22 protein-coding genes are annotated in these 23669 nt (G+C 40.4%); 11 read left to right on the forward strand and 11 right to left on the reverse strand.

What is annotated here, in order from left to right:
* Positions 1-121: 121 nt before the first annotated feature.
* Together DES38_RS10565 and DES38_RS10570 are read right to left on the reverse strand one after the other, a co-directional pair.
* Complete coding sequence (locus DES38_RS10565; RefSeq protein WP_110252078.1) at positions 122-895, reverse strand: carbon-nitrogen family hydrolase; 774 nt, start codon at positions 893-895, stop codon at positions 122-124.
* 14 nt (positions 896-909) lie between these two features.
* Positions 910-1995: an iron-containing alcohol dehydrogenase family protein gene (locus tag DES38_RS10570; protein WP_170114390.1), complete on the reverse strand. Its 1086-nt coding sequence runs from the start codon at positions 1993-1995 to the stop codon at positions 910-912.
* A 185-nt stretch (positions 1996-2180) separates the two neighbouring features.
* Here DES38_RS10570 and DES38_RS10575 point away from each other — a divergent pair, with 185 nt between their 5' ends.
* Positions 2181-3359, forward strand: coding sequence for a pyridoxal phosphate-dependent aminotransferase (locus DES38_RS10575; RefSeq protein WP_110252080.1), 1179 nt, complete (start codon positions 2181-2183; stop codon positions 3357-3359).
* A gap of 128 nt (positions 3360-3487) precedes the next feature.
* Here the strand turns inward: DES38_RS10575 and DES38_RS10580 are convergent, their stop codons facing one another.
* Positions 3488-5275, reverse strand: a complete 1788-nt coding sequence (locus DES38_RS10580; RefSeq protein WP_110252081.1) for a DUF4153 domain-containing protein — start codon at positions 5273-5275, stop codon at positions 3488-3490.
* Positions 5276-5329: 54 nt separating this feature from the next.
* Positions 5330-5968 (reverse strand): cyclase family protein, encoded by a 639-nt coding sequence (locus tag DES38_RS10585; protein ID WP_110252082.1) that lies wholly within the window; start codon positions 5966-5968, stop codon positions 5330-5332.
* Between the two features lie 196 nt (positions 5969-6164).
* On the opposite strand from DES38_RS10585, the gene DES38_RS10590 reads away from it, so the two are divergent.
* From DES38_RS10590 to DES38_RS10605, 4 genes are all read left to right on the forward strand, one after another.
* Positions 6165-7049, forward strand: a complete 885-nt coding sequence (locus DES38_RS10590; protein WP_425450542.1) for a DUF1002 domain-containing protein — start codon at positions 6165-6167, stop codon at positions 7047-7049.
* A 724-nt stretch (positions 7050-7773) separates the two neighbouring features.
* Positions 7774-8340, forward strand: coding sequence for an alkyl hydroperoxide reductase subunit C (gene ahpC, locus DES38_RS10595; RefSeq protein ID WP_110252083.1), 567 nt, complete (start codon positions 7774-7776; stop codon positions 8338-8340).
* Positions 8341-8354: 14 nt separating this feature from the next.
* Positions 8355-9881, forward strand: coding sequence for an alkyl hydroperoxide reductase subunit F (ahpF, locus tag DES38_RS10600; RefSeq protein ID WP_110252084.1), 1527 nt, complete (start codon positions 8355-8357; stop codon positions 9879-9881).
* Between the two features lie 298 nt (positions 9882-10179).
* On the forward strand, positions 10180-10782 hold the full coding sequence (locus DES38_RS10605) for a hypothetical protein (protein WP_110252085.1): 603 nt from the start codon (positions 10180-10182) through the stop codon (positions 10780-10782).
* 57 nt (positions 10783-10839) lie between these two features.
* On the opposite strand, the gene DES38_RS10610 is transcribed toward DES38_RS10605, so the two are convergent.
* The 3 genes from DES38_RS10610 to DES38_RS10620 all read right to left on the reverse strand — a co-directional run bounded on the left by DES38_RS10610 (position 10840) and on the right by DES38_RS10620 (position 13415).
* A complete protein-coding gene (locus DES38_RS10610; protein WP_110252086.1) occupies positions 10840-11616 on the reverse strand; it encodes a YibE/F family protein in 777 nt (258 codons plus the stop codon).
* Positions 11604-12761 (reverse strand): YibE/F family protein, encoded by a 1158-nt coding sequence (locus DES38_RS10615; RefSeq protein ID WP_110252087.1) that lies wholly within the window; start codon positions 12759-12761, stop codon positions 11604-11606. The genes DES38_RS10610 and DES38_RS10615 overlap by 13 nt, the downstream gene beginning before the upstream one ends.
* Positions 12762-12863: 102 nt before the next feature.
* Complete coding sequence (locus DES38_RS10620) at positions 12864-13415, reverse strand: glutathione peroxidase (protein WP_110252088.1); 552 nt, start codon at positions 13413-13415, stop codon at positions 12864-12866.
* A gap of 253 nt (positions 13416-13668) precedes the next feature.
* Between DES38_RS10620 and DES38_RS10625 the strand changes: the two genes are divergently transcribed.
* From DES38_RS10625 to DES38_RS10635, 3 genes are read left to right on the forward strand one after another with little or no spacing between them, the layout of a single operon-like run.
* A complete protein-coding gene (locus tag DES38_RS10625; RefSeq protein WP_110252089.1) occupies positions 13669-14034 on the forward strand; it encodes a GntR family transcriptional regulator in 366 nt (121 codons plus the stop codon).
* The gene (locus DES38_RS10630; protein ID WP_342767381.1) at positions 14031-14909 is read left to right on the forward strand and encodes an ABC transporter ATP-binding protein; all 879 of its coding nucleotides are present in this window, start codon (positions 14031-14033) and stop codon (positions 14907-14909) included. The genes DES38_RS10625 and DES38_RS10630 overlap by 4 nt, the downstream gene beginning before the upstream one ends.
* Positions 14902-15606, forward strand: coding sequence for a hypothetical protein (locus tag DES38_RS10635; RefSeq protein ID WP_110252090.1), 705 nt, complete (start codon positions 14902-14904; stop codon positions 15604-15606). Before DES38_RS10630 ends, DES38_RS10635 begins: the two co-directional genes overlap by 8 nt.
* A gap of 86 nt (positions 15607-15692) precedes the next feature.
* Here DES38_RS10635 and DES38_RS10640 read toward each other — a convergent pair whose 3' ends face one another.
* The gene (locus DES38_RS10640) at positions 15693-17120 is read right to left on the reverse strand and encodes a 6-phospho-beta-glucosidase (protein WP_110252091.1); all 1428 of its coding nucleotides are present in this window, start codon (positions 17118-17120) and stop codon (positions 15693-15695) included.
* 231 nt (positions 17121-17351) lie between these two features.
* Between DES38_RS10640 and DES38_RS10645 the strand changes: the two genes are divergently transcribed.
* Together DES38_RS10645 and DES38_RS10650 are read left to right on the forward strand one after the other, a co-directional pair.
* The gene (locus DES38_RS10645; protein WP_110252092.1) at positions 17352-18077 is read left to right on the forward strand and encodes a MurR/RpiR family transcriptional regulator; all 726 of its coding nucleotides are present in this window, start codon (positions 17352-17354) and stop codon (positions 18075-18077) included.
* Between the two features lie 38 nt (positions 18078-18115).
* Positions 18116-19372 (forward strand): DUF4317 family protein, encoded by a 1257-nt coding sequence (locus tag DES38_RS10650; protein ID WP_110252093.1) that lies wholly within the window; start codon positions 18116-18118, stop codon positions 19370-19372.
* Between the two features lie 49 nt (positions 19373-19421).
* Here DES38_RS10650 and DES38_RS10655 read toward each other — a convergent pair whose 3' ends face one another.
* The 3 genes from DES38_RS10655 to ald form a co-directional block, all read right to left on the reverse strand.
* On the reverse strand, positions 19422-20267 hold the full coding sequence (locus tag DES38_RS10655; protein ID WP_170114391.1) for a VOC family protein: 846 nt from the start codon (positions 20265-20267) through the stop codon (positions 19422-19424).
* Between the two features lie 162 nt (positions 20268-20429).
* A complete protein-coding gene (locus DES38_RS10660) occupies positions 20430-20900 on the reverse strand; it encodes an LURP-one-related/scramblase family protein (protein ID WP_110252095.1) in 471 nt (156 codons plus the stop codon).
* A 291-nt stretch (positions 20901-21191) separates the two neighbouring features.
* Positions 21192-22313 carry an alanine dehydrogenase gene (gene ald / locus DES38_RS10665; protein WP_110252096.1) on the reverse strand — a complete coding sequence of 374 codons (1122 nt, stop codon included), beginning with the start codon at positions 22311-22313 and terminating at the stop codon, positions 21192-21194.
* A gap of 327 nt (positions 22314-22640) precedes the next feature.
* On the opposite strand from ald, the gene DES38_RS10670 reads away from it, so the two are divergent.
* Complete coding sequence (locus DES38_RS10670) at positions 22641-23651, forward strand: hypothetical protein (RefSeq protein WP_110252097.1); 1011 nt, start codon at positions 22641-22643, stop codon at positions 23649-23651.
* Positions 23652-23669 lie beyond the last annotated feature (18 nt).

The raw sequence follows: 23669 nt of genomic DNA on the forward strand, positions 1-23669 counted from the left end.
TCCTAACTTATTTGTTTAGTCACTCATAAGTATAGCGCATTTACATGGCTTTTTTAATATCTAATGGGATTATGCATTTCATTTTACAACAGACCATTTTTGCATTATTACAATTAATCACTTAATCATACCGGTATAAATTCGGTCGTCGATCCTCATAGATAGGGATATTTTTTCTCACCCGGTCAACTTCAGTTAAATCTAATGCGACTGTCAATGTTGTTTCGGTTTCGCCTGCTTCAGCAAGTATGTCACCCCAAGGTCCAATCACCATTGAGTGGCCGCCGAAGACATTGGCTGGATCTTCTCCAACACGATTACATGCGACGACATACGCTTGATTTTCAATCGCTCTGGCGATCAATAACGTGCGCCAGTGATCAATCCTTTTTTTCGGCCATTCGGCAACCACGTAGAGAACTTTTGCTTGGTGAAGCATTTGCGTTTTGATCCATTCAGGAAAGCGGATGTCATAACAAACCACACCCGCTTGTTCGATACCGTTTAAGTTAAAGGTACCCATCCCTGTTCCTTCGGCTAAATACTTTTCCTCATCCATCAAGCGAAACAGATGAACTTTATCATAGCGGTGCACCAATTCGCCCTTTTTATTAATCACTACGAATGTGTTGAAAAATTGCCCCTCTGTTTCTGTTGCGACTGAACCTGCAATAAAATCAACATGGTATTGTTTTGCTAACCTTTTTAATGTGTCAAAAATCTCTGGTGTGACTAGCTGTGACAATGCATCTAACGCATAGCCTGTTGTCCATAGTTCCGGTAAGATAACGGTATCGACTTCCTCAGGCAACGTCGCCATCAATTGTTTTACCTTCGTTATATTTTTCTCAACATCGCCAAAAGCAATATCGATTTGTAGACAATGTACATGCATCAAGCTGTCCTCCCTTAATCCGTATGTTGAACGTACGTTTCAAGCTGATGCATCGCATCCGCTAATTTAACGTGATCTATCACACCTAGTAAATGAATCGATTCACCTGGTTTTGTTGCATGTACTGCGACTGCATTAAATTTCTCAAGCAAATCACCACCGATATTTAAATCGCTAAACGCGGTGGGTAAACCGAGCGCGTGATAAAAAGGCAGCAATGCATCGATGTCTTCCCACGCTTCAAACAATGCCAACTGTACTAAAATGCCGTAAGCCACTTTATCTCCGTGCAAATGCGCATGTGTTTCTGAAAGAACGGTAAGACCATTATGGATCGAGTGCGCACCAGAAATACGACCATAATGCTCACCAAAACCACCCACCATGCCACTCGCCATAATAATCGTATCAACCACTTTTGTAAAGGCAGCTGTTGCTTTACCGTCATGATGATCCGTCCGAGCAATTTCTCCTAAATCAATTAAAACATCACGGCATAATTTTGCCGCGTATTGACTAATCTCTACCGCAACGGGGTATTCTTCTAGTGCTTCGACGAGTGGTTTGGCTTCATACCACTTGGCAAGGGTATCACCAATCCCAGCTCGTAAATAATCCTTTGGTGTTGTTAAAATAATTCGGGGTTCAACAGCAACCATAAAGGCAGCTTGATCAAAGACCACATGATCAGTAAAGACGCCCTCATCTGTATAAAACACACTTAGTGGCGTAAACGCAGCACAGTTTGAAGCAAGCGTTGGTACAATCACATAAGGAAGACCGAGTGAAGCTGCCGTTGCTTTCGTGACATCAATCACTTTCCCGCCACCAACAGCCAGTAAATAATCGGCATTCATCGCTATCGCCACTTGTTTTAACCGTTCGACTTCTGTCCGTGAACATTCACCGCGATAGACTTCTTTTTTTAGCGGTAAATCCAAGGCATCGATCTCTTGACCGGCTTGTTGCCATGATTTTTCTCCGGTCACTAACAAGCCTTGATTAAACCCTTGCCTCAAAATAATTTGTTTCATTTCAACCAGTGCACCCTCATGGTGCCGATAAATGTTAGGGCTTCCTTGAACTTTAATCGTTGTCATCATCTGCCTCCTTTAGTCATTATCTTTTTCTCTTCTGGTGTCTATCATTTTCCCTGTCCGTCTTAAAAATGTCAAGATTCAAAATTGTTTTACAACTTAACTTTACAAATTCCGATAAATTCCCTAAGATAAAGCTACTGCACATTAAACCAAGCAACGGTTCCACTAAATAAAGGAGTGATCACATGGTAGAGTTTCAAGCCTCTCGTACCATCGAGCAGTTACCTACACAATTTTTCTTAACGCTCGTAGAAAAACTAAAGACTTATCAAGCACAAGGTTATGACGTTATTAACCTGGGCCAAGGAAACCCGGATTTGCCCACCCCACAACGTATCGTCGACGCTTTAAAACAAGGGGTTGACCATCCCGAGAATCATAAATATTCCCCCTTTCGTGGGCATCACGATTTGAAGGAAGCTGTTAGTGCCTATTACTTAAGAGAATACGGCGTTACGCTTGACCCTAACACAGAAGTCGCCATCTTACCCGGAACGAAGACAGGACTCGTAGAACTTAGTCAATGTCTCCTTAATCCTGGTGATACCTGCCTTGTACCTGACCCAGGTTATCCGGATTACATGTCAGGGATAAGTGTTCAATCCGCGCATGCGGCCTATATGCCACTTACAAGTGACAATCACTTTCTACCGGATTATCAAGCGATTGCCTCTGATACTAGAAACAAAGCCAAGCTGATGTTTTTAAATTACCCAAATAATCCTACAGCCGCAGCAGCAACGCCTGACTTTTTTGACGAGACCGTTCAATTTGCTAAAGCGAACAACATTGCCGTCTGTCATGACTTCGCTTATCATACAATGCAATTCGATGGTGAAAAAGCACCGAGCTTTCTAATGACTGAGGGGGCAAAAGACATCGGTATCGAAATGTTCACCTTATCAAAAGCCTATAATATGGCGGGATGGCGCGTCGGTTTTGCTGTTGGTAACCCTTCAATCATTGCCATGTTAGAAGATATCCAAGACCATTATTATGTGAGTCTCTTTGGCGCCATACAAGATGCTGCCAAAGAAGCTTTAAATGGTCCTCAAACTGACGTTGAAGCACTTACTGCGATTTATGAGACTCGACGCAACACCTTAATTAGCGGCCTCCGTGCAATTGGCTGGGATGTTACGGCGCCAAAAGGTACGTTTTTCTGTTTTCTCAAGGTGCCTGACGGCTTTGATTCGGTTTCCTTTAGCGATTATTTGTTAGCGCACGCACATGTCTTTGTTGCGCCAGGTGTCGGCTTTGGTCCGCATGGCGAAGGCTACGTTAGAGTTGCGCTCCTTACTAACGTTGAACGTTTAGAAGAAGCGTGTCGCCGTCTCGGAGCACTCGATATATTCAAAAAGTAAGACTTTGTTATTCCAGTTATGTTTGTTAAGCATGCTGCGCCTTCATTTAAAACAGCCAAACACTTAGGTTTCCCCTTTGTGTTTGGCTGTTTTTTTAGCTATGTTTTTCACCATGTTTAACAACCGTTCTATTTAATGGTGATGAATAGATAACTTGAAACATAAAGTGAATCGTCATAGAGACTTAGATTTTGTAAGACTACAGTCAACATAACATCATCATTTTCTTTGACAAATGTTGCTTCCTCCTGTGACAGCTCTTGATTGGTTGAGTCTTCCATCCCCCATGCGTCAAAGAGTTCATCACTCGTTAACGTCATCAAGACTTGATCAGATTCATCAGAGAGTTGGTAACTGAAACGATCTGTTGCAACGGTTCGATCTAATTGATAAGTTGCTCCATTTGCTTCTAAGGTGACTTGCTTGTCCGCTGAGCCTTGTTCATTGCTGATCCGTTCAACTAACAGCCAGCTACCCTCAGCTGTTTGAATCGGTTCAGCTTCTTCGTGGTTGACATAAATCGAACGTTGAAACCTTGGGTCTGGCTGTTGGTTATCATAAGTCGGACTGAAACCAAAGGTACGCTCAAATTGTTGTTGGTTCATAATGCCCTCTGGTAAGTAAGTCACTTCGTCTAAGGCTTGAATCTCATCCAAGTAGTAAACCAGATGTGTGATTTCAATTTGAGCATCTTCACTTACCGATTCACTTGGTATCACTTCATTATCAGCTAACATTTCTTCTTCAACTAACACTTGTTCGAGCGCTTGTGTTTGTGAATAACGACTGACACTGAATGCGTCAATTGGTGGTGTGATTGAGATTAAACCAAAGACTAAGAACACGGGGGCAATCCAGCCTGTTTTCGTTTTGTTTAAAAAGCCATAAATAAGTGCCATAATTGTCGCGAACACACCGAAAATAATCGCATAATACCGACCATACGTAACGCCTGTATCCGCCAATTTAACAATGGAGGCGATGGTTTGGAATAACACGATAACGAGAAGTACTTTCGGGTACACTTTCGTGAACAGTTCCGCAAGTTTCTTATCAACTTCTAACGCTAAAATGTAGACGAACAGCACCACAACAGTAAACGAGACGAGTAAGGGTTCGAGTAAGGCTTCTGTCCATAATTCTCCCGTCATATTTATCGCAATATACAACAGTAAAATCACACTATAGATAAAGGTAATTGGCACAATTACATAGTTTAATAAATTATCAAATATTGGTGTGGTCTCTGTCAGGTTAGTTAGTTTTTCATCACGTTTTAACCACTGGCTTCGTGGTAAGTCTTCGTCTTTTTCGCCAAAGTAATACGGCATCATTGATAGCAAGAAGACGGGGGCAAATAAACAAGCAATCACATTAGTGACATGTAACATCAAGGTATAATCTGTAGAAAACAACAAGAGATTAATAATGCCAATAATTAAACTTATACCAATACCTAAAACAATCGAAAATAAGACAGATGTGAAGAACACTTTAAAGACAACAAAAAAACTCTGACTAAAACGTAATTTACTTTGAATCGATGGTAACCAAATGAATAATAGGATAGAAATTAAGGCAAGAACCCCTGTCCGAATACCAATTTGTAGCGAGACAAAGTCTGTCCAGTTTTGTAAGAATAGATAAAGAAAGGTCAGCACTAATGCACTACCCATTAAGATAAATCGGATGCGCATCTGAATAAAGAAACGCTCATAAATATGCTCGGCAACTAAGCTGAATAAAAAACCAATCGCGAACGTATAACTAAAGCGATATAAGTCGTCAGACTCGGTATAGATCATCACCATATTAACGACGGTTAAGCTCATAATAAATACAAATGCTAACGGATAGCGCCCCATTGCCGTCAACACGTGTTCAAAACGTTGTTTAATCTTCTCAATAAATTTCATCCTCGCTCACCTACTTTTCATAAATTATTGCTTACTTTTACTATACCCATTTCTTTACGTGTTTAAATCATCGGACCGTTTTAATAACGCACGAACGGGACTTGCATCTGCTCCAATTATCTTTAATGGTGCGCAAAAAAGTTGATAGCGTCCGGGGACAACGTCATTTAAAACAAGGTTCTCTAAAATATAAATTCCCTCTTGATAAAGCGCATGATGCCGTGGCAACGTCTTTGAGTCTTCTGGGTCAACCGACGGCGCATCGATGCCGAGTAAGCGAACGCCTTGTGTTTTTAAAAAAGCAGGAACATCTGGGGCAATCAGTGGGAATTCCCTTGGAAATGGATAGGACGTACGTGTCATTGTGTGAAGCAATAGTCGCGTTGTCCCGAACGGGACAACCGATCTTAACAGCGCAACAGTAATCGTTTGCTGATTCGTCAGATTAAGAACGAGGCATGGGCCAATCCCTACATCAAGGTCAATCTCATCAATGGTCTGTCCACTGTTATCGTAGTGGAAGGGTGCATCCAAATGCGTACCGTTATGCAAACTCGTTGTGAGTTCACCAATGTTACACGCACCCGTTTCTGCTTTAGTGTAGCTAAGTTGATAATGAAACGGTTTATCACCAGGAAAAGGGGCAAGTTGGTCTGTTAAGGGCATTGAAATATCGAGCCATTGGTTGGTCATTCGTTTTCCTCCTCAAAATCGTTAACATATTCACGTCTTTCTATTAGTGTAACGGATAATAATAAACTTGTCTGTAAGGGTGAATAGTCATGCGTATATTTCCGGAGCGACAAATGCTAGGTTTTAGCGTAAAATAGGAGGGTAATGTTTTATGTTACAGATAAATTAGGAGGCGAACACATTGAAAAAATGGTTCATAAAAGGATCCATGCTTCTACTTGCGTTACTGATTACTTTCGGTAGCTTCAAGCCCGTTGTCTTTGCAGATGCTGTCACCGACGTCATCGTGACGCTTGGCGAAGATTTATCAGCTGACCAACAGCAAGCCATGTTAGCTGAAATGGATGCAACGGATTTAGCAGACGAACAAATTATTTACGTATCAAATAGTGAAGAACACAACTATCTAGGCGATGTTGTACCGAGCGAACAAATTGGTACACGGGCCATTTCATCAGCGAAAATTTCAATGCGTGATGATAACTCAGGGATCATGGTCACGACTGAAAACATCACCTACATCACTGGCAAGATGTATTCGAACGCCCTTGCTACCGCTGGTGTGACTGGGGCTGAAATATATGTCACTGCACCTTTCGACGTTTCTGGAACGGGTGCGCTCACTGGTATCTTAAAAGCTTACGAACAATCAACTGGTGAAGCTATTAATGAGGACTTGAAAAAGGCAGCGAATGAGGAAATGGTCGTTACTGCGGAACTCGCTGGGGATGAAGACATCTCCGATGATGAAGCTGTCGATTTTATCAATCAAATTAAAGAAGCCATTGAAGAAGAAAACCCCGAAACAACTGAAGAATTACGTGCCTTGATTAGTCGTTTGGCTGAAGAAATGGGCATCACTTTATCAGATGGACAATTAGAACAACTCGTTGATCTTTTCAACAAATTGAAAGGGTTAAACATTGACTGGGACAAAGTCAATAACACCTTAAACGACACAAGAGACTGGATCTCGGATTTTGCTGAGTCTGAAGAAGGACAAGGGATTGTTCAAGCTGTCAAAGATTTCTTCCGTGCGATTTGGGATTGGTTCTTATCCGTCTTTCAATCCGAAGAGTAATAACTCACGACTAGAAATAATTATGTCGTCTTTTAGTTGAAAGGGGATACTCTTTTACATCCAGAAATGCCAGATTATTAAAAATGATACCTGATACAAAAGACGTTTCCATTTGCGGAACGTCTTTTCAGTTTATTGGGTTTCATTAGCGAATAGAGAAACACCTTTTTCTTTTCTAGGTATAGACGAACCACATCTGTCTGCATCACTAGAGACACCGGATCAGTATTTTTTCACCGCTAGTTATTTCCACACCTTTCGTCGTTACATCACGTATCGATTGACTAAAGCAAGTAAACCCCACTTGACCTTGAACCTTTATCTGCTCTTCTTGGTAATTGGTGACATTGAATTCCCCCTAAAACGTCATTAAAAATGAATCAACCCTTAAAACACGTGTAAAATACTTTCAATTAGGGTATGAATAGGAGTGGTTGCTATTATACCTTGTATATTATCATCAAAACCAGAATAAACGATAAAGGAATGTAAGATAAAGAGAATTTTTGTTTGATATTATTTTTTATTGATTTATTATTTCTTTCACTAAGTATTGTTAAATAAGGTTTTTTAGCTTTTTTCATATGTTCGTTTTGCTTGACATATAAAATAGATACTTTATAATAACTTATATCGAATTAGAATTATTATCGTTAATCACTTGTTAGCCATATATTGATTCACGATAGTAATTTCTTATAAATTTAAAGGAGGATGACAATTTATGTCACTAATAGGTAAAGAAGTACTACCATTCACAGCACAAGCATTTAAAGCAGGCGAGGATTTCTTCGAGGTATCTGAAGAAAACTTAAAAGGACAATGGAGCGTTGTATGTTTCTACCCAGCGGATTTTTCATTCGTATGCCCTACAGAACTTGAAGATCTTCAAAAAGAATACCCAGCTTTACAAAAACTAGGCGTAGAAGTTTACTCTGTATCGACAGATACACACTTCGTACACAAAGCTTGGCACGAACATTCAGATGCAGTCGGTTCAATTGAATACACAATGATTGGTGATCCATCACAGACGATTTCACGCAACTTTGATGTATTAGACGAAGAAGCAGGACTTGCAGACCGTGGTACATTCTTAATTGATCCAGACGGCGTCATCCAAACCGTTGAAATTAATGCAGGCGGTATTGGCCGTGATGCATCGACAATCATTAATAAAGTAAAAGCTGCGCAATATGTTCGCGAGCATCCAAACGAAGTTTGCCCAGCGAAATGGGAAGAAGGTTCAGAAACACTAAAACCAAGCCTAGATATCGTAGGTAAAATTTAAGGAGTCTGATACGCATGCTAGATCAACAAATAAAAGAACAGCTCAAGCAATACCTTGCTTTGCTTGAGTCTGATATCGTTTTAAACGTCAGCTTAGCTGATGATAAGCACTCAATTGAAATGAAAGAACTTGTTGATGAATTAGCTTCTATGTCTTCAATGATTACCGTTGCAGATAAAAAACTAAATCGCACACCGAGCTTTACCGTGGCCAAAAAAGGTGAAGAGGCACGCATTACCTTTGCTGGTGTGCCACTTGGACACGAGTTCACCTCACTAGTCATGGCTCTACTACAAGTCAGCGGTCGGGCACCTAAGATTGATGATAGTCAAGTTGAACAGATTAAAGGCATTTCAAAATCGCTTAACTTCACGACTTATGTTAGTCTTTCTTGTCATAACTGTCCTGATGTTGTCCAGGCCCTTAATATTATGAGTGTCTTAAACCCAAATATCACCCACACCATGGTTGATGGCGCTGCCTTTAAAACAGAAGTAGAAGCTGAAAACATTATGGCTGTTCCTTCTGTCTACTTAGACGGTGAATTTATCGAGTCAGGTCGCATGACGATGGATGATTTATTAGCATTGGTTGGCGATGGTCAAGACCCTGAAGAAATCAATCAAAAAGAGCCTTTTGATGTACTCGTTGTCGGTGGGGGTCCTTCTGGCGGTAGTGCAGCGATTTACGCTGCGCGTAAAGGGATTCGCACAGGTTTAGTTGCTGATCGTTTTGGCGGTCAAGTGATGGATACCTTAGGGATCGAAAACTTTATTGGGATGCCTTATACAGAAGGTCCAAAATTGATGGGCAATGTTGAGGCACACGTAAATGAATACGACGTTGACATCATGAAGAGCTTACAAGCAACGAATCTTACCAAAAATGAACTGTTTGAAGTTGAGCTTGAAAACGGAGCAGTCCTAAAAAGTAAAACAGTCATTCTTTCCACTGGCGCACGTTGGAGAAACGTTGGCGTACCTGGAGAAGCTGAGTTTAAAAACAAAGGGGTTGCGTATTGCCCGCACTGTGATGGTCCATTATTTGAAGGCAAACATGTCGCTGTTATTGGTGGCGGTAACTCCGGCATCGAAGCTGCGATTGACCTTGCCGGTATTGTTCAACACGTCACGGTATTAGAGTTCTTACCCGAACTAAAAGCTGACAAAGTGTTACAAGATCGCTTATTCAGCCTACCAAACGTGACGGTGATTAAAAATGCTCAAACAACTGAAATAACAGGTGACGAAACAGTTAATGGCATCACATACAAAGACCGTGCTACCGAAGAAGAACACCATGTTGAACTTGCCGGTGTCTTCGTTCAAATCGGCCTTGTCCCTAACACGGATTGGTTAGGTGATACTGTTGAGCGTAACCGCATGGGTGAAATCATTATCGATAAACATGGTCAAACCAGTCTACCGGGTGTTTTTGCTGCAGGTGACTGTACCGATCAAGCTTACAAGCAAATCATTATTTCAATGGGCTCTGGTGCAACTGCATCCCTTGGCGCATTTGATTACATGATTCGCAACTAATTGACACCAACCTTGTTAATAGCCGCTTGCTACCTCACAGTAGCAAGCGGCTATTTTGTTTGGCTTCCTGCTGGTGATCAAGTCAACCTGCAACAGATCGCCTATTTCATTCGCGGCGTTCCTCCTTCTAACTTAGAAAAAGGAGTGTTAATCCTTTTGAACTACCCACCCCTTAACGCGCTTACGAGTTGTTTGATTTGTAGGGGTTCTCGTCTATATTTAGATAAATTAGTTTGTATCTCCGTTAAAATATGTTATAATTTTTACAAAATATAGATAAAAATGGAGCGTGAATCACGTGAAAGATACGCGACTTAAGACGATTCATCGTGCGGAGAAATTTTTTAAACTTACGTTTTTGCTTATTTGCTTATTCGCTAGCATCAGTATAATTACGTTAATTGGTGCAACGTTCTCGCCTAGGACAGCTTTTTCCATTGAGGAAGGCTTAGAAATTTGGCGTGTCAACTATCCTATCTCGGAGATTACCTTATTCACCAGTATATCTACAGGTAAACTTGCGCATCTCCAGTCTCCAGAAGCCAGCGCAAAGGGGTTGTTTATTGTCTCGTTATTCACCATCATTATTTACCTAACGGTGGTTGGTTACATCACTAAATTATTCACCCATATGTTACATGCCATATCAACCAACCATTCACCATTTACTTTGGACAGTGTTTATGTATTAAAACGCATAGGCTGGATCATTATAATCATGAGTCTCTTAGTAGATATCTTCGATCAACTGCTCTATGCCATCTTTGTCACCAAAATATTTTATCTTCAAATCCAACTAAATAACATCGATTATTTCCTCGTTGGATTAGGCATCCTCGTCATCAGTCACGTCTTTTATGTTGGCTATACGTCACAAAAAGCCGTTGATGCCACCTTTTAAAATAAACCAAACAAAAAGAACAAAGCCTCAAATTTTTTACTGAGGTTTTGTTCTTTTTCAATCGCTTTTTTCAGTATCTTTTTCTTTTCTAGTCAGCACAAAAGCTGTTAGGTAAGCCGTCATTGGGATGATTAAAATAATACCTGTCCCTGATAAAATAATCGTTACAACTTCACCTGCGAATACTTTCGCATTAATCACTTCAGATAGTGAATAATCCATGTCATAGAAACGGACAAACAGCGCTAGGTAGCCGCCGAAAAATGCGAAGAATAGTGTGTTTGCGCTTGTTACGAGTAAATCTTTCCCTACACCCATCCCAAGCTCAACGAGTTCTTTTAAAGTAAGCGTCGGCCGGTGCAAATAAAATTCATACATCGGCGAGGCAATCGAAATCGCTTCATCGGTCATCGCACCAATTGTACTCATCAAAATAACCGCACTAACTACTTGCGTGAAATCCACACCAAAATGAAAGTTGTATATTGCTAATTCTTCAACTTCTTCGGTACTAAACCCACCGACACCCGTCCAATCAACAACCACCTGGATGATGACTAATAACAACGCCGTCGTCATTAGCGTTGCATAAAAAGCGACACGTGTTTTTTTGTTGTCACCATTGATAAAGAATAGCGTGATGCGGCTAATGCATACACAGGCAATTAAAGTGACAAAAATTGGACTTACGGCGTCATCCATCATGATAAAAACAGTCACCATGACAATCGCAAAATTAATAAAAAGCGTGACAAATGAAATAAAGCCTTTTTTCCGACCGATTAGCACCATCAACACAAACAAAATGATCAACAAGACAACTAATGTGTCCAAGTATTCACCTCCTCATGAGCTGTTGCGGATTGTTTCTTTCTCATAAAACGGATAAACAATAAGCTCACAGATAAACTAATCGGAATGCTAAGCACAATACCAATTCCCCCACTAAGGGCACGAACAAGTTCTAAAGAAAGGTTCATCTCGAGCACAAAACCAAGCGGTGCATCATTTAATAAATAAATCAGCAATGTCGGAATCGTTCCACTAATGTAGGCAAAGAAAATGATGTTCGTCATGGTTCCCATGATGTCTTCGCCAATTGCTTGCCCAGCTTTTCTCAGCTGCCGGTAGGAAATTGTCGGATCTTGTTGATATAAACTGAACAAGGACGAATTAATCGTCACAGCTACGTCCATCACTGCTCCTAACGCACCAACTAAGATACCGGCGGTGAATACAGCTTCTGGGTGACGGGTAAGAAAGCCCATCTCCTCAAATCGGAGTCCGGCATGATGTGTTGCATCAAGCACAATTAGACTAATCAAAAGCATTACGCCTGTCCCTAATAAGGTTGCACAAACACTTGCCCACGTCTTATACGTTATCCCACTCACAAAAAACAGAGAGGTAACCGTCATTAGTATTACGGCGATGCCCATTAAAGCTAACAATGACGATCCTTCATTCGCAACAAAATACCAAATTAACATCGCCATAATGGCTGTATTTAACGCTAAACTAACCATTGCGAATAAACCTTCTTTTCTACCAATGACAATCATGACTAACAGAAAAGCCACCAATAAAAACAGCACTGGCTGATCACGCTTCTCGTCAACCACTTCCCCCGAAAGACCTTCAGCTGTTTCTCGCAAACTTATAAACACCTCATCACCAACCGCTAACGCATCATGATAGACTTTAGAATCACTGTACTGATACATCAGGGTTAATTGTTCTCCTTTAAAAGCCGTATTTAATAACCGTACGTTAATCTCGTTTCGGTAAATGGTATCAACGGATTCCGTCTCATCAGTAATAACTTCTTGATCTAATTGTGTTTGGTTAATAATAACTGCTAAAGGTTCATCATAAAAACTCGGACTATTTAACATCAAATAGATACCAGCCCATGCTAAGACAACCATGGCAATAAGCATACTTAAGGGGCGTCGTCTCATCGCTTTAAACGGGTACATTGATCCACCTCGATTCGTTCAAATTTCATTAACCCATTATACCACGGATTTTGAAGTAGATAAAAAAGCGTATCTGCATAGTAATCACAGATACGCCATCGCTTAGGATAAGACTGCTTGAATATCTTTTTCAAAATCCATGGGTTCATCTGTCGGCTCAAACCGTTTGATAACCTCACCGTTACGATTAACTAAGAATTTAGTGAAATTCCACTTAATATCATCACCGACTACCCACTCCGGGTATCGATCAGTAACAATTTTCTTAATGAGTTTTCCATTCATGGTTGTTTCATCAAAGCCTTGAAATGGTTTTTCTTGTTTGAGAAACTGAAAAATCGGATGTGATCTACGTCCATTCACGTCGACCTTACCGAAAACCGGAAACTCAACGCCGTAATTCTTCTTACAGAATGCCGCCGCTTCTTCATTTGTCCCTGGTTCTTGCGCATTAAATTGATTACACGGAAACCCCAAAATAGTGAAGCCTTGATCTTTATATTTGTGATATAACTTTTGTAGATCCTCAAATTGTGGGGTGAATCCACATTTACTCGCCGTATTCACGACCAAGAAAACATCCCCTGCAAATGTATTGAGTGCTACTGGTTCGCCCTGAGCGGTTAAAGCTTCAAAATCATAGATTGTTGTCATTTTCCCCTTCCTCCTTAACAAAATATTGTGCGGAATTAATTATACAACAGTTATACAAAATAGTGGTATATTTTGCTCATGACCGGCATATATCTTTAGACGCATAGCTGATTAGCTCTTCCTTCAAAAACAAAAACCAACGACCGCTCTCAGTCCACCCTACACCCTATTTTTTTCATTTAAGATTGACAAATGCTCAATTAAGTTATATGGTTAGTTACATAAGTAATGAACCAACAAAGAGGGTGTGTACATGACATTTCATTTAAACGAGGACAAACCAATCTTTCAACAAATAGCGGACACGATCGAATCCAGCATCCTTGAAGGCACGCTTGCAGTAGGGGAACGGGTTCCTTCTACCAATGAATTCGCTAAATTTTATGCAATTAATCCAGCGACGGCCGCAAAGGGCATCAATTTGCTTGTCGATGAAGACATTATTTACAAGAAAAGAGGCATTGGTATGTTTGTTGCCGAAGGTGCACCAACGATTATCTCAGCTAAACGAAAAAGTCGTTTTTTTCACGACTATATTTTACCTTTAAAGCAAGAAGCAGTGAAGTTAGGGTTAACAGACGAGGATCTTATCCATTTACTAAAAGGAGCGATGAAATGATGAACGTTGAAATCAGCAATCTTTCAAAAACCTATGGTGCTTCAAAAGCTTTAAACAATGTATCATTACTGTTTGAAGCTAACAAAATTTACGGCTTGTTAGGGCGAAACGGGGCTGGAAAAACAACCCTCATGCAAATATTAGCCGGTCAGCAGCGCCAATCACATGGCGTGATTAAAGTAGGTGGTCAGGACCCATTTGAGAATGGCACCTTATTGTCACAGATTTCATTAATAAATGAAAGCAACAATTTTAAGAACAACTTAAAAATTAAAGACGTACTAAAAATAGGCGCCTTATTTTATCCGAACTGGTGCACAGAAACCGCGGATAAGTTACTAGCCGATTTTGAGCTTGATCGACAGATGAAAACAAAAAAGCTATCAAAAGGGATGGCTTCCGCGCTAGGTATTGTGATTGGCTTAGCAAGTAAAACCAAAGTAACAATCTTTGATGAACCTTATATCGGCTTGGATGCTTCTGCGAGGTATCGCTTTTATGATATTTTATTAGAGGAATATCAAAAAGAACCACGTACAATTATTCTTTCTACGCACTTGATCGATGAGGTTAGCAATTTATTTGAAGAAGTCATCATCATCGATGAGGGGGAGGTTTTACTAAAACAAAATAAAGATGCCTTGCTTCAGTTAAGTTTACAACTGAGTGGTCCGACAAAAGCAATTGATCACTACACAAAAGGCAAGCAGGTCATTCACGCAACAGAAATGATGGGAAACAAAACGGTCTTATTATTTAATGACGTTTACGATGTTGCCGATTTACGTCAACGTGGGTTTCAAGTTGAAGAGACGAATATACAAAAACTGATGGTGTATTTAACTGAAAAAAAGGACGTGCGTACACATGACTAAACAATTAAAAGCAGGCTTACAATACATGTTGATCGATTTTCGCTACAGCTTAATGATCTTTTGGTCGATTTTATTTGCATCGTCACTGCTATTGATGCTCCTTTCTTGGTCCATTCCAAGCTCGCAATCAAATTTAGCATTTGGGCTTGTCATCTATATTTTCTGTGCCATCTCTGGTTTCCAAATGACCAAAGAAACATTGCCTTACTTTTTAAAATTTAGCTCCACAAGAAAAAATTTCCTTATCGTCGCACTCGTCTTTAATGTCCTTTTAGCAATGTTTATGTCGTTACTCGCTATGCTTAGTACGTATCTGTTTAATTACATTTCACGACTCTTTGACGTTGCCAACTTCCGCGTCATGTTTACTACCGAACTAACAACACTAAGTCAAACCTGGTACCATGAGTTCTTCACAAACGCCGTTCTCTCTTTTCTCTTCTTAACACTCGGGTTTTTGTTGAGCTCACTGTTTTACCGTTTCGGTTTAATCGGTGGATTTTCTGGGTTGGCTGTTGTCATCATCTCAATTATTTTGCCGGAATCACGACAATTCCTGGCTGATTTATTCTTATCGATTGATTACACAAAGGTGGATTTTAATTTCCTCGTGATCCTTTTCGTTAGTTTGTTTACATTTATCCCGAATTGGTTATTGATTAAGCAGGCACCAACAAAAGCAGCTTCGACTCGGTAATTTACACACTGAGCGTCACCAATTACGCTTAGCTTAAGCACCATATTTAAAAGGGTAAGCATGCCGAGGCATGCTTACCCTTTTTATTATCGTAAATTTTCGCCATTGGAAGCAATCACTTGTTTATACCAATCAAATGATTTTTTCTTTGTACGTTTTAATGTCCCTTTTCCTTCGTTATCACGATCAACATAAATAAACCCATAACGTTTTTTCATCTCACCTGTTCCCGCACTAACTAGGTCAATACAGCCCCAAGATGTGTAACCAAGTAAATCGACTCCATCTAATTCAACTGCATCTTTCATTGCTTTAATATGTTCACGCAGATAATCAATTCGGTAATCGTCTTCAACGTAACCTTCTCCATCTGGGGTATCGACTGCACCGAGCCCGTTCTCAACAATGAAGAGTGGTTTTTGATACCGGTCATATAAAGCATTCATCGTCGTACGTAAACCAAGCGGATCAATTTGCCAACCCCACTCACTTGCTTCAAGATAAGGATTCTTTACCGAAGCAAAAATGTTTCCTTCTGTTTGCTCATTAAGTTTAGGATCGGTTGTAACAACTCGCGAAGCGTAGTAACTAAAAGAAATAAAGTCAACCGTGTGTGCTTTTAATAATGCTAAATCTTCTTCAGTCATCTCAATCTTGACCCCTTCACGCTCCAGCTGTTTAAGCGCATAATTCGGGTATGCTCCACGTGACTGCACATCGATAAAGAAATAATTCTCACGGTCTTTTTCTTGTGCTGCAAAAACATCTTCGGGCTTACATGAATAAGGATAGTTAAGACCTGCCGCCAACATGCAACCGACTTGATTTTCCGGATCAATTTCATGGGCAATCTTTGTCGCCAGTGCACTTGCCACCAATTCATGGTGTGACGCTTGGTATTTTACTTGCGTCTCATCTTCGTCTTCTTCAAATACGAGACCTGCCCCCATAAACGGGGCATGGAGAATCATGTTGATTTCATTAAAGGTTAACCAATACTTCACTAAGCCTTGGTACCGTGTAAAAAGTGTTCGAACCAAGTTTTCGTAGAAATCAATCATCTTACGGTTACGCCAACCGCCATATTCTTTGATTAAGTGGATAGGGCAATCAAAGTGGGTGATGGTTACTAATGGCTCAATCCCGTAGGACTTGCACGTTTTAAACAAATCTTCATAAAAGGCCAGGCCTTGTTCATTCGGTTCAGCTTCATCCCCGTTCGGAAAGATCCGGGTCCATGCAATGGATAGACGATAGGTTTTAAAGCCCATCTCAGCAAATAGCTTAATGTCTTCTTTATAGTGATGATACATATCAATGGCTTCTTTCGCTGGATAGAAATAGCCTGGTTCAAAGTCTAACATTTTCTTTTGGCCTGTTATAATTGGAAAACGATCTTCGCCTACCGGTACGACGTCTACATTCGCGAGACCTCGCCCACCTGCATTATAACCACCCTCACATTGGTTGGCTGCTGTTGCTCCACCCCATAAAAAGTCTTTTCTAAAGCCCATTTTATCTGCCTCCTTATTTTCCCTACATTCCTTAACATGATCTTGTTTGTTTATCCTTTTATTTTAAAACAATCCCATCGCTTTGACGAGCATCTCTTTTCTTCTTGTTGTAAGTCACTCCGTTTGTCGCATGTAACATATCGGTTACACCATGTTTCAAAAACAGAAATATGTTATACTAACATAGCATTTAATATACGATGAATGTAGGGACGAGAGGAGGTTGGTGTGATGTTCACGAGTGAAGTCATTGCCTCATTGAATGATTTAGAAACAGATATTTATAATTATATCGTGACGCATGAAAAAGAAGTTACTTATATGCGGATTCGAGAACTAGCTGATGAAACGCATGTATCCACGGCAACAATCCTTCGTTTTTGCAAGAAGGTTGGTTGCGAAGGCTTCTCTGAATTTAAAACCACGTTAAAGATCGATTTAGCAGGTCGTAATCAAACGGTAAAGTCTGGTGACCATGCTGTTTTTGAGTTTTTCGAACGCACGTTGTCGAGTGATCAGCAGGCATTGATTGATAGCGCCATTCACTTATTGACCGCCGCAGATAGCGTGTTATTTCTTGGGATAGGTAGTTCCGGTATTTTAGCGGAATACGGTGCGCGTTACTTCTCGAGTCTAGGGAAATTTTCGATGTATATTAAAGACTTTTCTTATCCGATCCACAATCGTCTCCAAAAAAACAGTGTCTCAATTGTTTTATCCGTTTCTGGCGAAAATAGTTTTTCAATTAAACACATCAATAAATTGAAACGAGAAGGATCAAAGATTATCAGTATCACCAATCACAAGCATTCCACCATCGCAAAAATGAGTGATGTGAATATCGCATATTACATGACTGAAGAGTATTATGAAGATACCAATATTACCACACAAGTTCCAGTCATTTATATTTTAGAAACATTGGCACGCACATTAAATCAACATGAACAAGCATAAAGGCTAAACCTTCGTGCTTTAGGGGGATACATAAGATCATGAATAAAAAAGATATTGCTGATATTAGAAAACAATTCAAACGGGAAAATGACTTGCTACACATCCAAGAGATCCTGTCAGTTTATGTAACGAAAGAAACGCGCGAAATCTATCATGAAATTAGTCGTCCTTTTAGTATTTTGGACGATGATGAACAAGAGCTTTTCCACACCAATTTTAAAAAGGTGTTAACTGGTAACCTGGATGAAAAACTGTTTGAATTAAAGTTCCAACAAGAGGGCGATGACCGCACGCAGCTGTTGTTAAATGAAGCACTTATCACCGAAGATCGTGCTCGCTTCAAAGAATTAATGCTGATCATTGTCGATAAAATGCTTGAGGTAAGGGAATACGAGCACGACCTTGTCATCACCTTTATCAAGGGGGATTACCTAAAACCAACCAAGAAAAAAGACACCGATGATGACTTTGAACATAAAAACGATTTAGCTTATGACCATCAGTTTATTCTTTCGACTGTCAATAAGACACAGGACCCTCCAAAAGATTTACTATTTGACTACGTTGAAAAACTATTTAAATATCAAGTCATTGTTGACCCGGTCATCAATATTAAAGCACCGATTGGTGGCTTTTTATTCCCTTGTTTCACCGAACATGCGGCTGATGTTAATCATATCCTTTATGCCGCACCAAAAGCCAACGAACCTGATGAGGCTTATATTCTTGATGTCTTAAATGCAGAAGAAACAGTCACCCAGCAAGAAGATAAAGCGATTTTTGAAGGCGTCGTACGCGGAACTGTTGGGCACCAAATCGGAACTGACACGTTAGCTGGTATGTATGGAGATATTTATAAGCGTGTCGAAGAAGCCGAGGCGGAAGATGAAATTCCAACGCTTGACTATAAAGATATTTCCGAACTGTTAACCGCTAATGGCGTTCAGCACGTTGAACCTGAGCAGGTAAAAACAGCGCTTCATGACTTAATTGATGACGACGGTTATCAATTAAAAGCTAAAAACATCGTCCCGAAATATAAATCAAAATCAATCAAAATCAACACAAAGATTGCTGACGTAAAAGTCAGTCCTGAAGACTTACGTTACGTCAAACAAACACAAATGTTTGGCCGGCGTTACTTGATGATTGAGGTTGATGAAGAAACAGTTGTTGATGGTTTTACCATGATTCCTGAAGTGTTCGGTGAAAAACAAGCAGCCGAATCACCGATTGCAATAGAAAATAATCCCTCTGATTCTTTAGAGGCTAAAAACGATGATGCTCGTATGTAGATCTGTTACACAAAACAGGCGAACCAAAAGTTAGCTGGTTCGCCTGTTTTTATATACTTAAATAAATCTGAATGCCTTGTGGATCATAAAGATAAGGCATATCTTCTGCTTCTGCTACAGTTACACCTGCTTGTTTCAACGCTTCCAGCAGATGCTCACGTATTTGCTCAGATGGATAGGTTATCGTGAAGCTTTTCATTTGAATCGCATCGTTTGCTGGGGGTTCTTTTCCATTCCAAGTATTGATACCAATATGGTGGTGGTACTTCTCTGTTGATAGAAATGACGCTTGGTTACCAAGGGCACTGACCACTTCAAATCCTAACAATTCCGTATAAAACTGTTCTGATTCTTGTAAATCTTTCACATGAAGATGGATATGTCCAAGAACCGTATCATTTGGTAAGCCAGCGAATGATGTATCCTGATTGATTTCATTTAAAATCGCCTCAGCATCAAGTGGGTCAACGGCCATATCGACAAATCCTTCTCGCCACGACCAATCTTCTGGATCACGGTCACGGTATATTTCAATGCCATGACCATCAGGGTCATCAAGATAAATGGCCTCACTCACTAAATGATCCGCTGCCCCCATTTCAATATCGTGCTTAATTAACTGCACCATTACCTTAGCTAAATCTGCTCGCGTTGGAAGTAAAATTGCGACATGGTAGAGACCCGTAACGCGCCTCGCTTTTTGCTGCTTAGCTTTCTTTTCAATCAGTGTGAGCATTGGCTTTGTTTGATCAACAGATAGTTGCAATGCTTCATCCGTTTCTAATAACACTTTAAAGCCTAAAACATCCACATAAAACCGCCGAGATGCCTTTAAATCTTTAACCTCAAGTTCAATGCGACTTACATGTGTTGCTGGTTGATTATGAAAATTCACCTCTATAACCCCCGCCATTTTTTTATTTTCCAAGCCTGAAGCTATTTATTGCTAGTGGTCTGTTAATGCTCATTATAAACCTTATTTATCTTGAATTCAAAATAAAAGATTACCCACCGAAAAAGGTCGAAACTGAATGAATCATCAGCTTCGACCTATTGTTTATGACTCTTGTTTTGCGAAATCAACAGCCACAACAAGGGCGACAACGAGGGCTTCAAAACGGGGATCAATGATCTCCATCTTGTAGGTGTCCCCCCACGTAAGCCATTTTTCTTCGACATATGCAACAACGTCGCCTTTCGCTTGCACTTCAAAGTACTTATCTAAGAAGTCACCGTTAATGCTGATATTTTCCGCCCGAATATCAAACCGCGTTTTAAAAAAAGTGAATGCTTTTTGAATGGTAATCGACTGAAAACCCGGAATCTCAACATAGAAGGTTGGCATAAAGCTGATCACTTTTTTTGTGATTTCACCTACCGGTTGGTTTGCTTTATCTAGAATCGTAAAAGTTTTCGGAATTTGCATAAAGCTACCTTCCACATAATATGCTGGTTGTTCGTGTTCGTCGGTAATGGTGAATTTCTCACCTAAACTAAAAACTTTTTGACGCATGTACAATTGACGCATCGACATTCCCTCATTTCATTCAAAATTAGTTTTACTTTTCGGCTTACTGTTCAGCTCACTTTACCTAGCCAACCACCTAACAAAAAGCTCTACATCTAACGACCTTAGCTCCTCAAGTGACAAGTGCACGCTAGAAAATCAGCTGCTTCCCAACGCAAACATTTCCTTCTTTTCCCTATTATATCATAATTATTTACGTTTTATAGAGGGCCACATAGAAATAACGTACCCTTTCCAGTAAAAACACCACTGACTTTGAAAGGGTACGTGTTCATGATAAACATCAGCTAATTATTTAACTGCTGATAATTCTGCAAAATCATGATATTCATAACCAAATGTTTCTGCAACAGGACCATTGGTGATTTTTCCATTATACACATTAATACCGGTGTATAACGTGTGGTCTTTTGTCGCCGCTATTTCCACGCCCAGATTTGCAAGTTGTAGCGCATGTGGAATCGTTACATTCGTTAAAGCTACCGTTGACGTCCGCGGCACTGCTCCTGGCATGTTTGCTACGGCATAATGCAAGATGCCATGTTTAACATACACCGGATCATCATGCGTCGTGACATGATCTTCCGTTTCAAAGATACCACCTTGATCGACCGCAATATCCACAATTACCGATCCAGGTTTCATCGCCTTAACCATCGCTTCACTGACTAATGTTGGTGCTTTTCTTCCCGGAATAAGGACTGCACCGACAACAATATCTGCATCTTTAATTGACTCACTTATGTTCACTTCATTTGACATCAACGTCACCACATGATGACCATAATCCGCTTCTACTTGGGTTAACACCTCTGGCTTCACATCAAGCAGTGTCACTTGTGCGCCCAAGCCTTGAGCAATTTGCAAGGCGTTTTGTCCAGCAACACCACCACCAATAATGGTTACTTTACCATTTTTCACACCGGGTACCCCACCGATTAATACGCCGGCACCACCTTTAGGCCGCTGTAGATAATGACTCGCAACTTGAACCGATAACCGGCCTGCAATCACGCTCATTGGCTGCAACATCGGTAAGTTCCCTGAAACACCGACCATCGTTTCATATGCTATCGCGGTCGTTTTACTTTCCATTAATGCCTTTGTTAAGGCTGGTTCATTTGCTAAGTGTAGATAAGTAAATAAGATTAAATCTTCTCGAAAATAGTGATATTCCGAAGCGAGTGGTTCTTTCACTTTCATGACCATGTCACTAGCCCAAACAGTTACCGCCTTTTGTTCAATGATCGCTCCATTTGCTTGATAGCGTTCATCTTCAAATCCCGCACCCTCACCTGCACCGGTTTCAATAAATACTTCATGCCCTTGTGTCACGAGTAATTGCACCCCTAACGGCGTTATCGCAACTCTAAATTCATTATTTTTAATTTCTTTCGGTACCCCAATACGCATATGCGTCAGCCTCCTTGTTTTTTCTAAACCAACTTGCATCTTTCACGCATGTATTCATTCAGCTGCTAAAAGCTTCATTCACCAATCGCGGTCGGTTTTCATTTAAATGTCTAATATAAATACATACCCTAAAGTGATTGGTTTTATGCAAAAACAAGATGAATGAAAAGGACGGCTTATCGCTTTGTCATTTCAAACATGACGACACGCGCATGTTCATCGAACGGTCATATTTTATGGGCTCAACGTGTGATCAGTTACTTAAAAATCGGGTAGAGATGAATAAGGCATGCTAGCCCAATCACTTCGACAAAGGAGGCGCGTCTTATGTCCTTACTTATCTTAATCCTTGGCTACCTCCCACTTGCTCTCATAAGTATTGTCTTGTTTACCGCCAGCTTTATCGAAATTGTCCTTCGCACACAGTTGATTCCCCTCAGCTTATTGTTTATCTTAGTGATCCTTTCTATGACACTCACCTTACACGGCCAAGCCTTTCGTTTTTTTAATGACCGTTTTAAAACACCCTTTAAGCATAAAAAAGCCGACCTACAAACCTTAATTATTATCCTCATAGCTGGAGTGATCACCTTTAGCTTAAATCATCCGTTTGGTTTTGGTGGCTTCATGGCTTCCGGGACTGTTGGTTTAATCGGCACGCTCATGTTCACTAAACACTGCGTAGCCATCTATACCGGAAGTTTTGTTGGGATGACCCACCTTCACTTTCTTCCTGATTTGTATTGTGTTAGTCTAGCACTCATCATCACCGGCCTTTTATTTATTTGGGGGCAATCTGCTTATCAAGGCTTTGGTGGTAAACTCGGCACCTTAAGTTTACTGGGCACCCTTTTAAGTGGGTTAGTCATGGGACACTTTCCTTTTTCATCACCTTTCCCTGGTCTTGGGACTGGGCTGATGATTATTCTCTTTAGTTTGATTGGCTGTTCCATCACCTTATTTATCAGAGCTACCTTTAATCAAAACCCTGTCTTCGCTTCAAGTGTTGTAACCCTTTTGATCACCTTTAGTGTCTATCTCGAATCAGGAAGTTTTTCGCACATTTACATTGCTGCCGCTATGTGTGGGTCATTTGTTGGGATGACACAACGACACCATTTGCCTCACGTCCTCCTTTATCTGCTTGCTAGTTTATTTGCTGGAACCCTGCTTATTTTCAGTACACCCTTTCTTGAAAATGCAGGCGGAAAACTCGGAACACTAGCTTTTGGTTCCGTCCTAAGTGTTAAAGGCTTTACTGACTTGTATCATCTCATCACATTGTATATCCACGGAAGGTACGGAAAATCCACTTACTTATCGGAAGCGCATGAATGAATCACACTTCTTTATTAG

Origin of the sequence: Streptohalobacillus salinus (assembly GCF_003201605.1) — a bacterium.
Taxonomy (GTDB): Bacteria; Bacillota; Bacilli; order Bacillales; family Amphibacillaceae; genus Streptohalobacillus; species Streptohalobacillus salinus.

Coding starts and splice junctions, on each gene's coding strand:
- ahpC (WP_110252083.1), top strand. CDS start 7,774: ATGTCACTAATAGGTAAAGAAGTACTACCATTCACAGCACAAGCATTT.
- DES38_RS10580 (WP_110252081.1), bottom strand. CDS start 5,275: ATGAAATTTATTGAGAAGATTAAACAACGTTTTGAACACGTGTTGACG.
- DES38_RS10575 (WP_110252080.1), top strand. CDS start 2,181: ATGGTAGAGTTTCAAGCCTCTCGTACCATCGAGCAGTTACCTACACAA.
- DES38_RS10570 (WP_170114390.1), bottom strand. CDS start 1,995: ATGACAACGATTAAAGTTCAAGGAAGCCCTAACATTTATCGGCACCAT.
- DES38_RS10650 (WP_110252093.1), top strand. CDS start 18,116: ATGAATAAAAAAGATATTGCTGATATTAGAAAACAATTCAAACGGGAA.
- DES38_RS10585 (WP_110252082.1), bottom strand. CDS start 5,968: ATGACCAACCAATGGCTCGATATTTCAATGCCCTTAACAGACCAACTT.
- DES38_RS10640 (WP_110252091.1), bottom strand. CDS start 17,120: ATGGGCTTTAGAAAAGACTTTTTATGGGGTGGAGCAACAGCAGCCAAC.
- DES38_RS10660 (WP_110252095.1), bottom strand. CDS start 20,900: ATGCGTCAATTGTACATGCGTCAAAAAGTTTTTAGTTTAGGTGAGAAA.
- DES38_RS10630 (WP_342767381.1), top strand. CDS start 14,031: ATGATGAACGTTGAAATCAGCAATCTTTCAAAAACCTATGGTGCTTCA.
- DES38_RS10620 (WP_110252088.1), bottom strand. CDS start 13,415: ATGACAACAATCTATGATTTTGAAGCTTTAACCGCTCAGGGCGAACCA.
- DES38_RS10635 (WP_110252090.1), top strand. CDS start 14,902: ATGACTAAACAATTAAAAGCAGGCTTACAATACATGTTGATCGATTTT.
- DES38_RS10615 (WP_110252087.1), bottom strand. CDS start 12,761: ATGTACCCGTTTAAAGCGATGAGACGACGCCCCTTAAGTATGCTTATT.
- DES38_RS10670 (WP_110252097.1), top strand. CDS start 22,641: ATGTCCTTACTTATCTTAATCCTTGGCTACCTCCCACTTGCTCTCATA.
- DES38_RS10565 (WP_110252078.1), bottom strand. CDS start 895: ATGCATGTACATTGTCTACAAATCGATATTGCTTTTGGCGATGTTGAG.
- DES38_RS10625 (WP_110252089.1), top strand. CDS start 13,669: ATGACATTTCATTTAAACGAGGACAAACCAATCTTTCAACAAATAGCG.
- ahpF (WP_110252084.1), top strand. CDS start 8,355: ATGCTAGATCAACAAATAAAAGAACAGCTCAAGCAATACCTTGCTTTG.
- ald (WP_110252096.1), bottom strand. CDS start 22,313: ATGCGTATTGGGGTACCGAAAGAAATTAAAAATAATGAATTTAGAGTT.
- DES38_RS10645 (WP_110252092.1), top strand. CDS start 17,352: ATGTTCACGAGTGAAGTCATTGCCTCATTGAATGATTTAGAAACAGAT.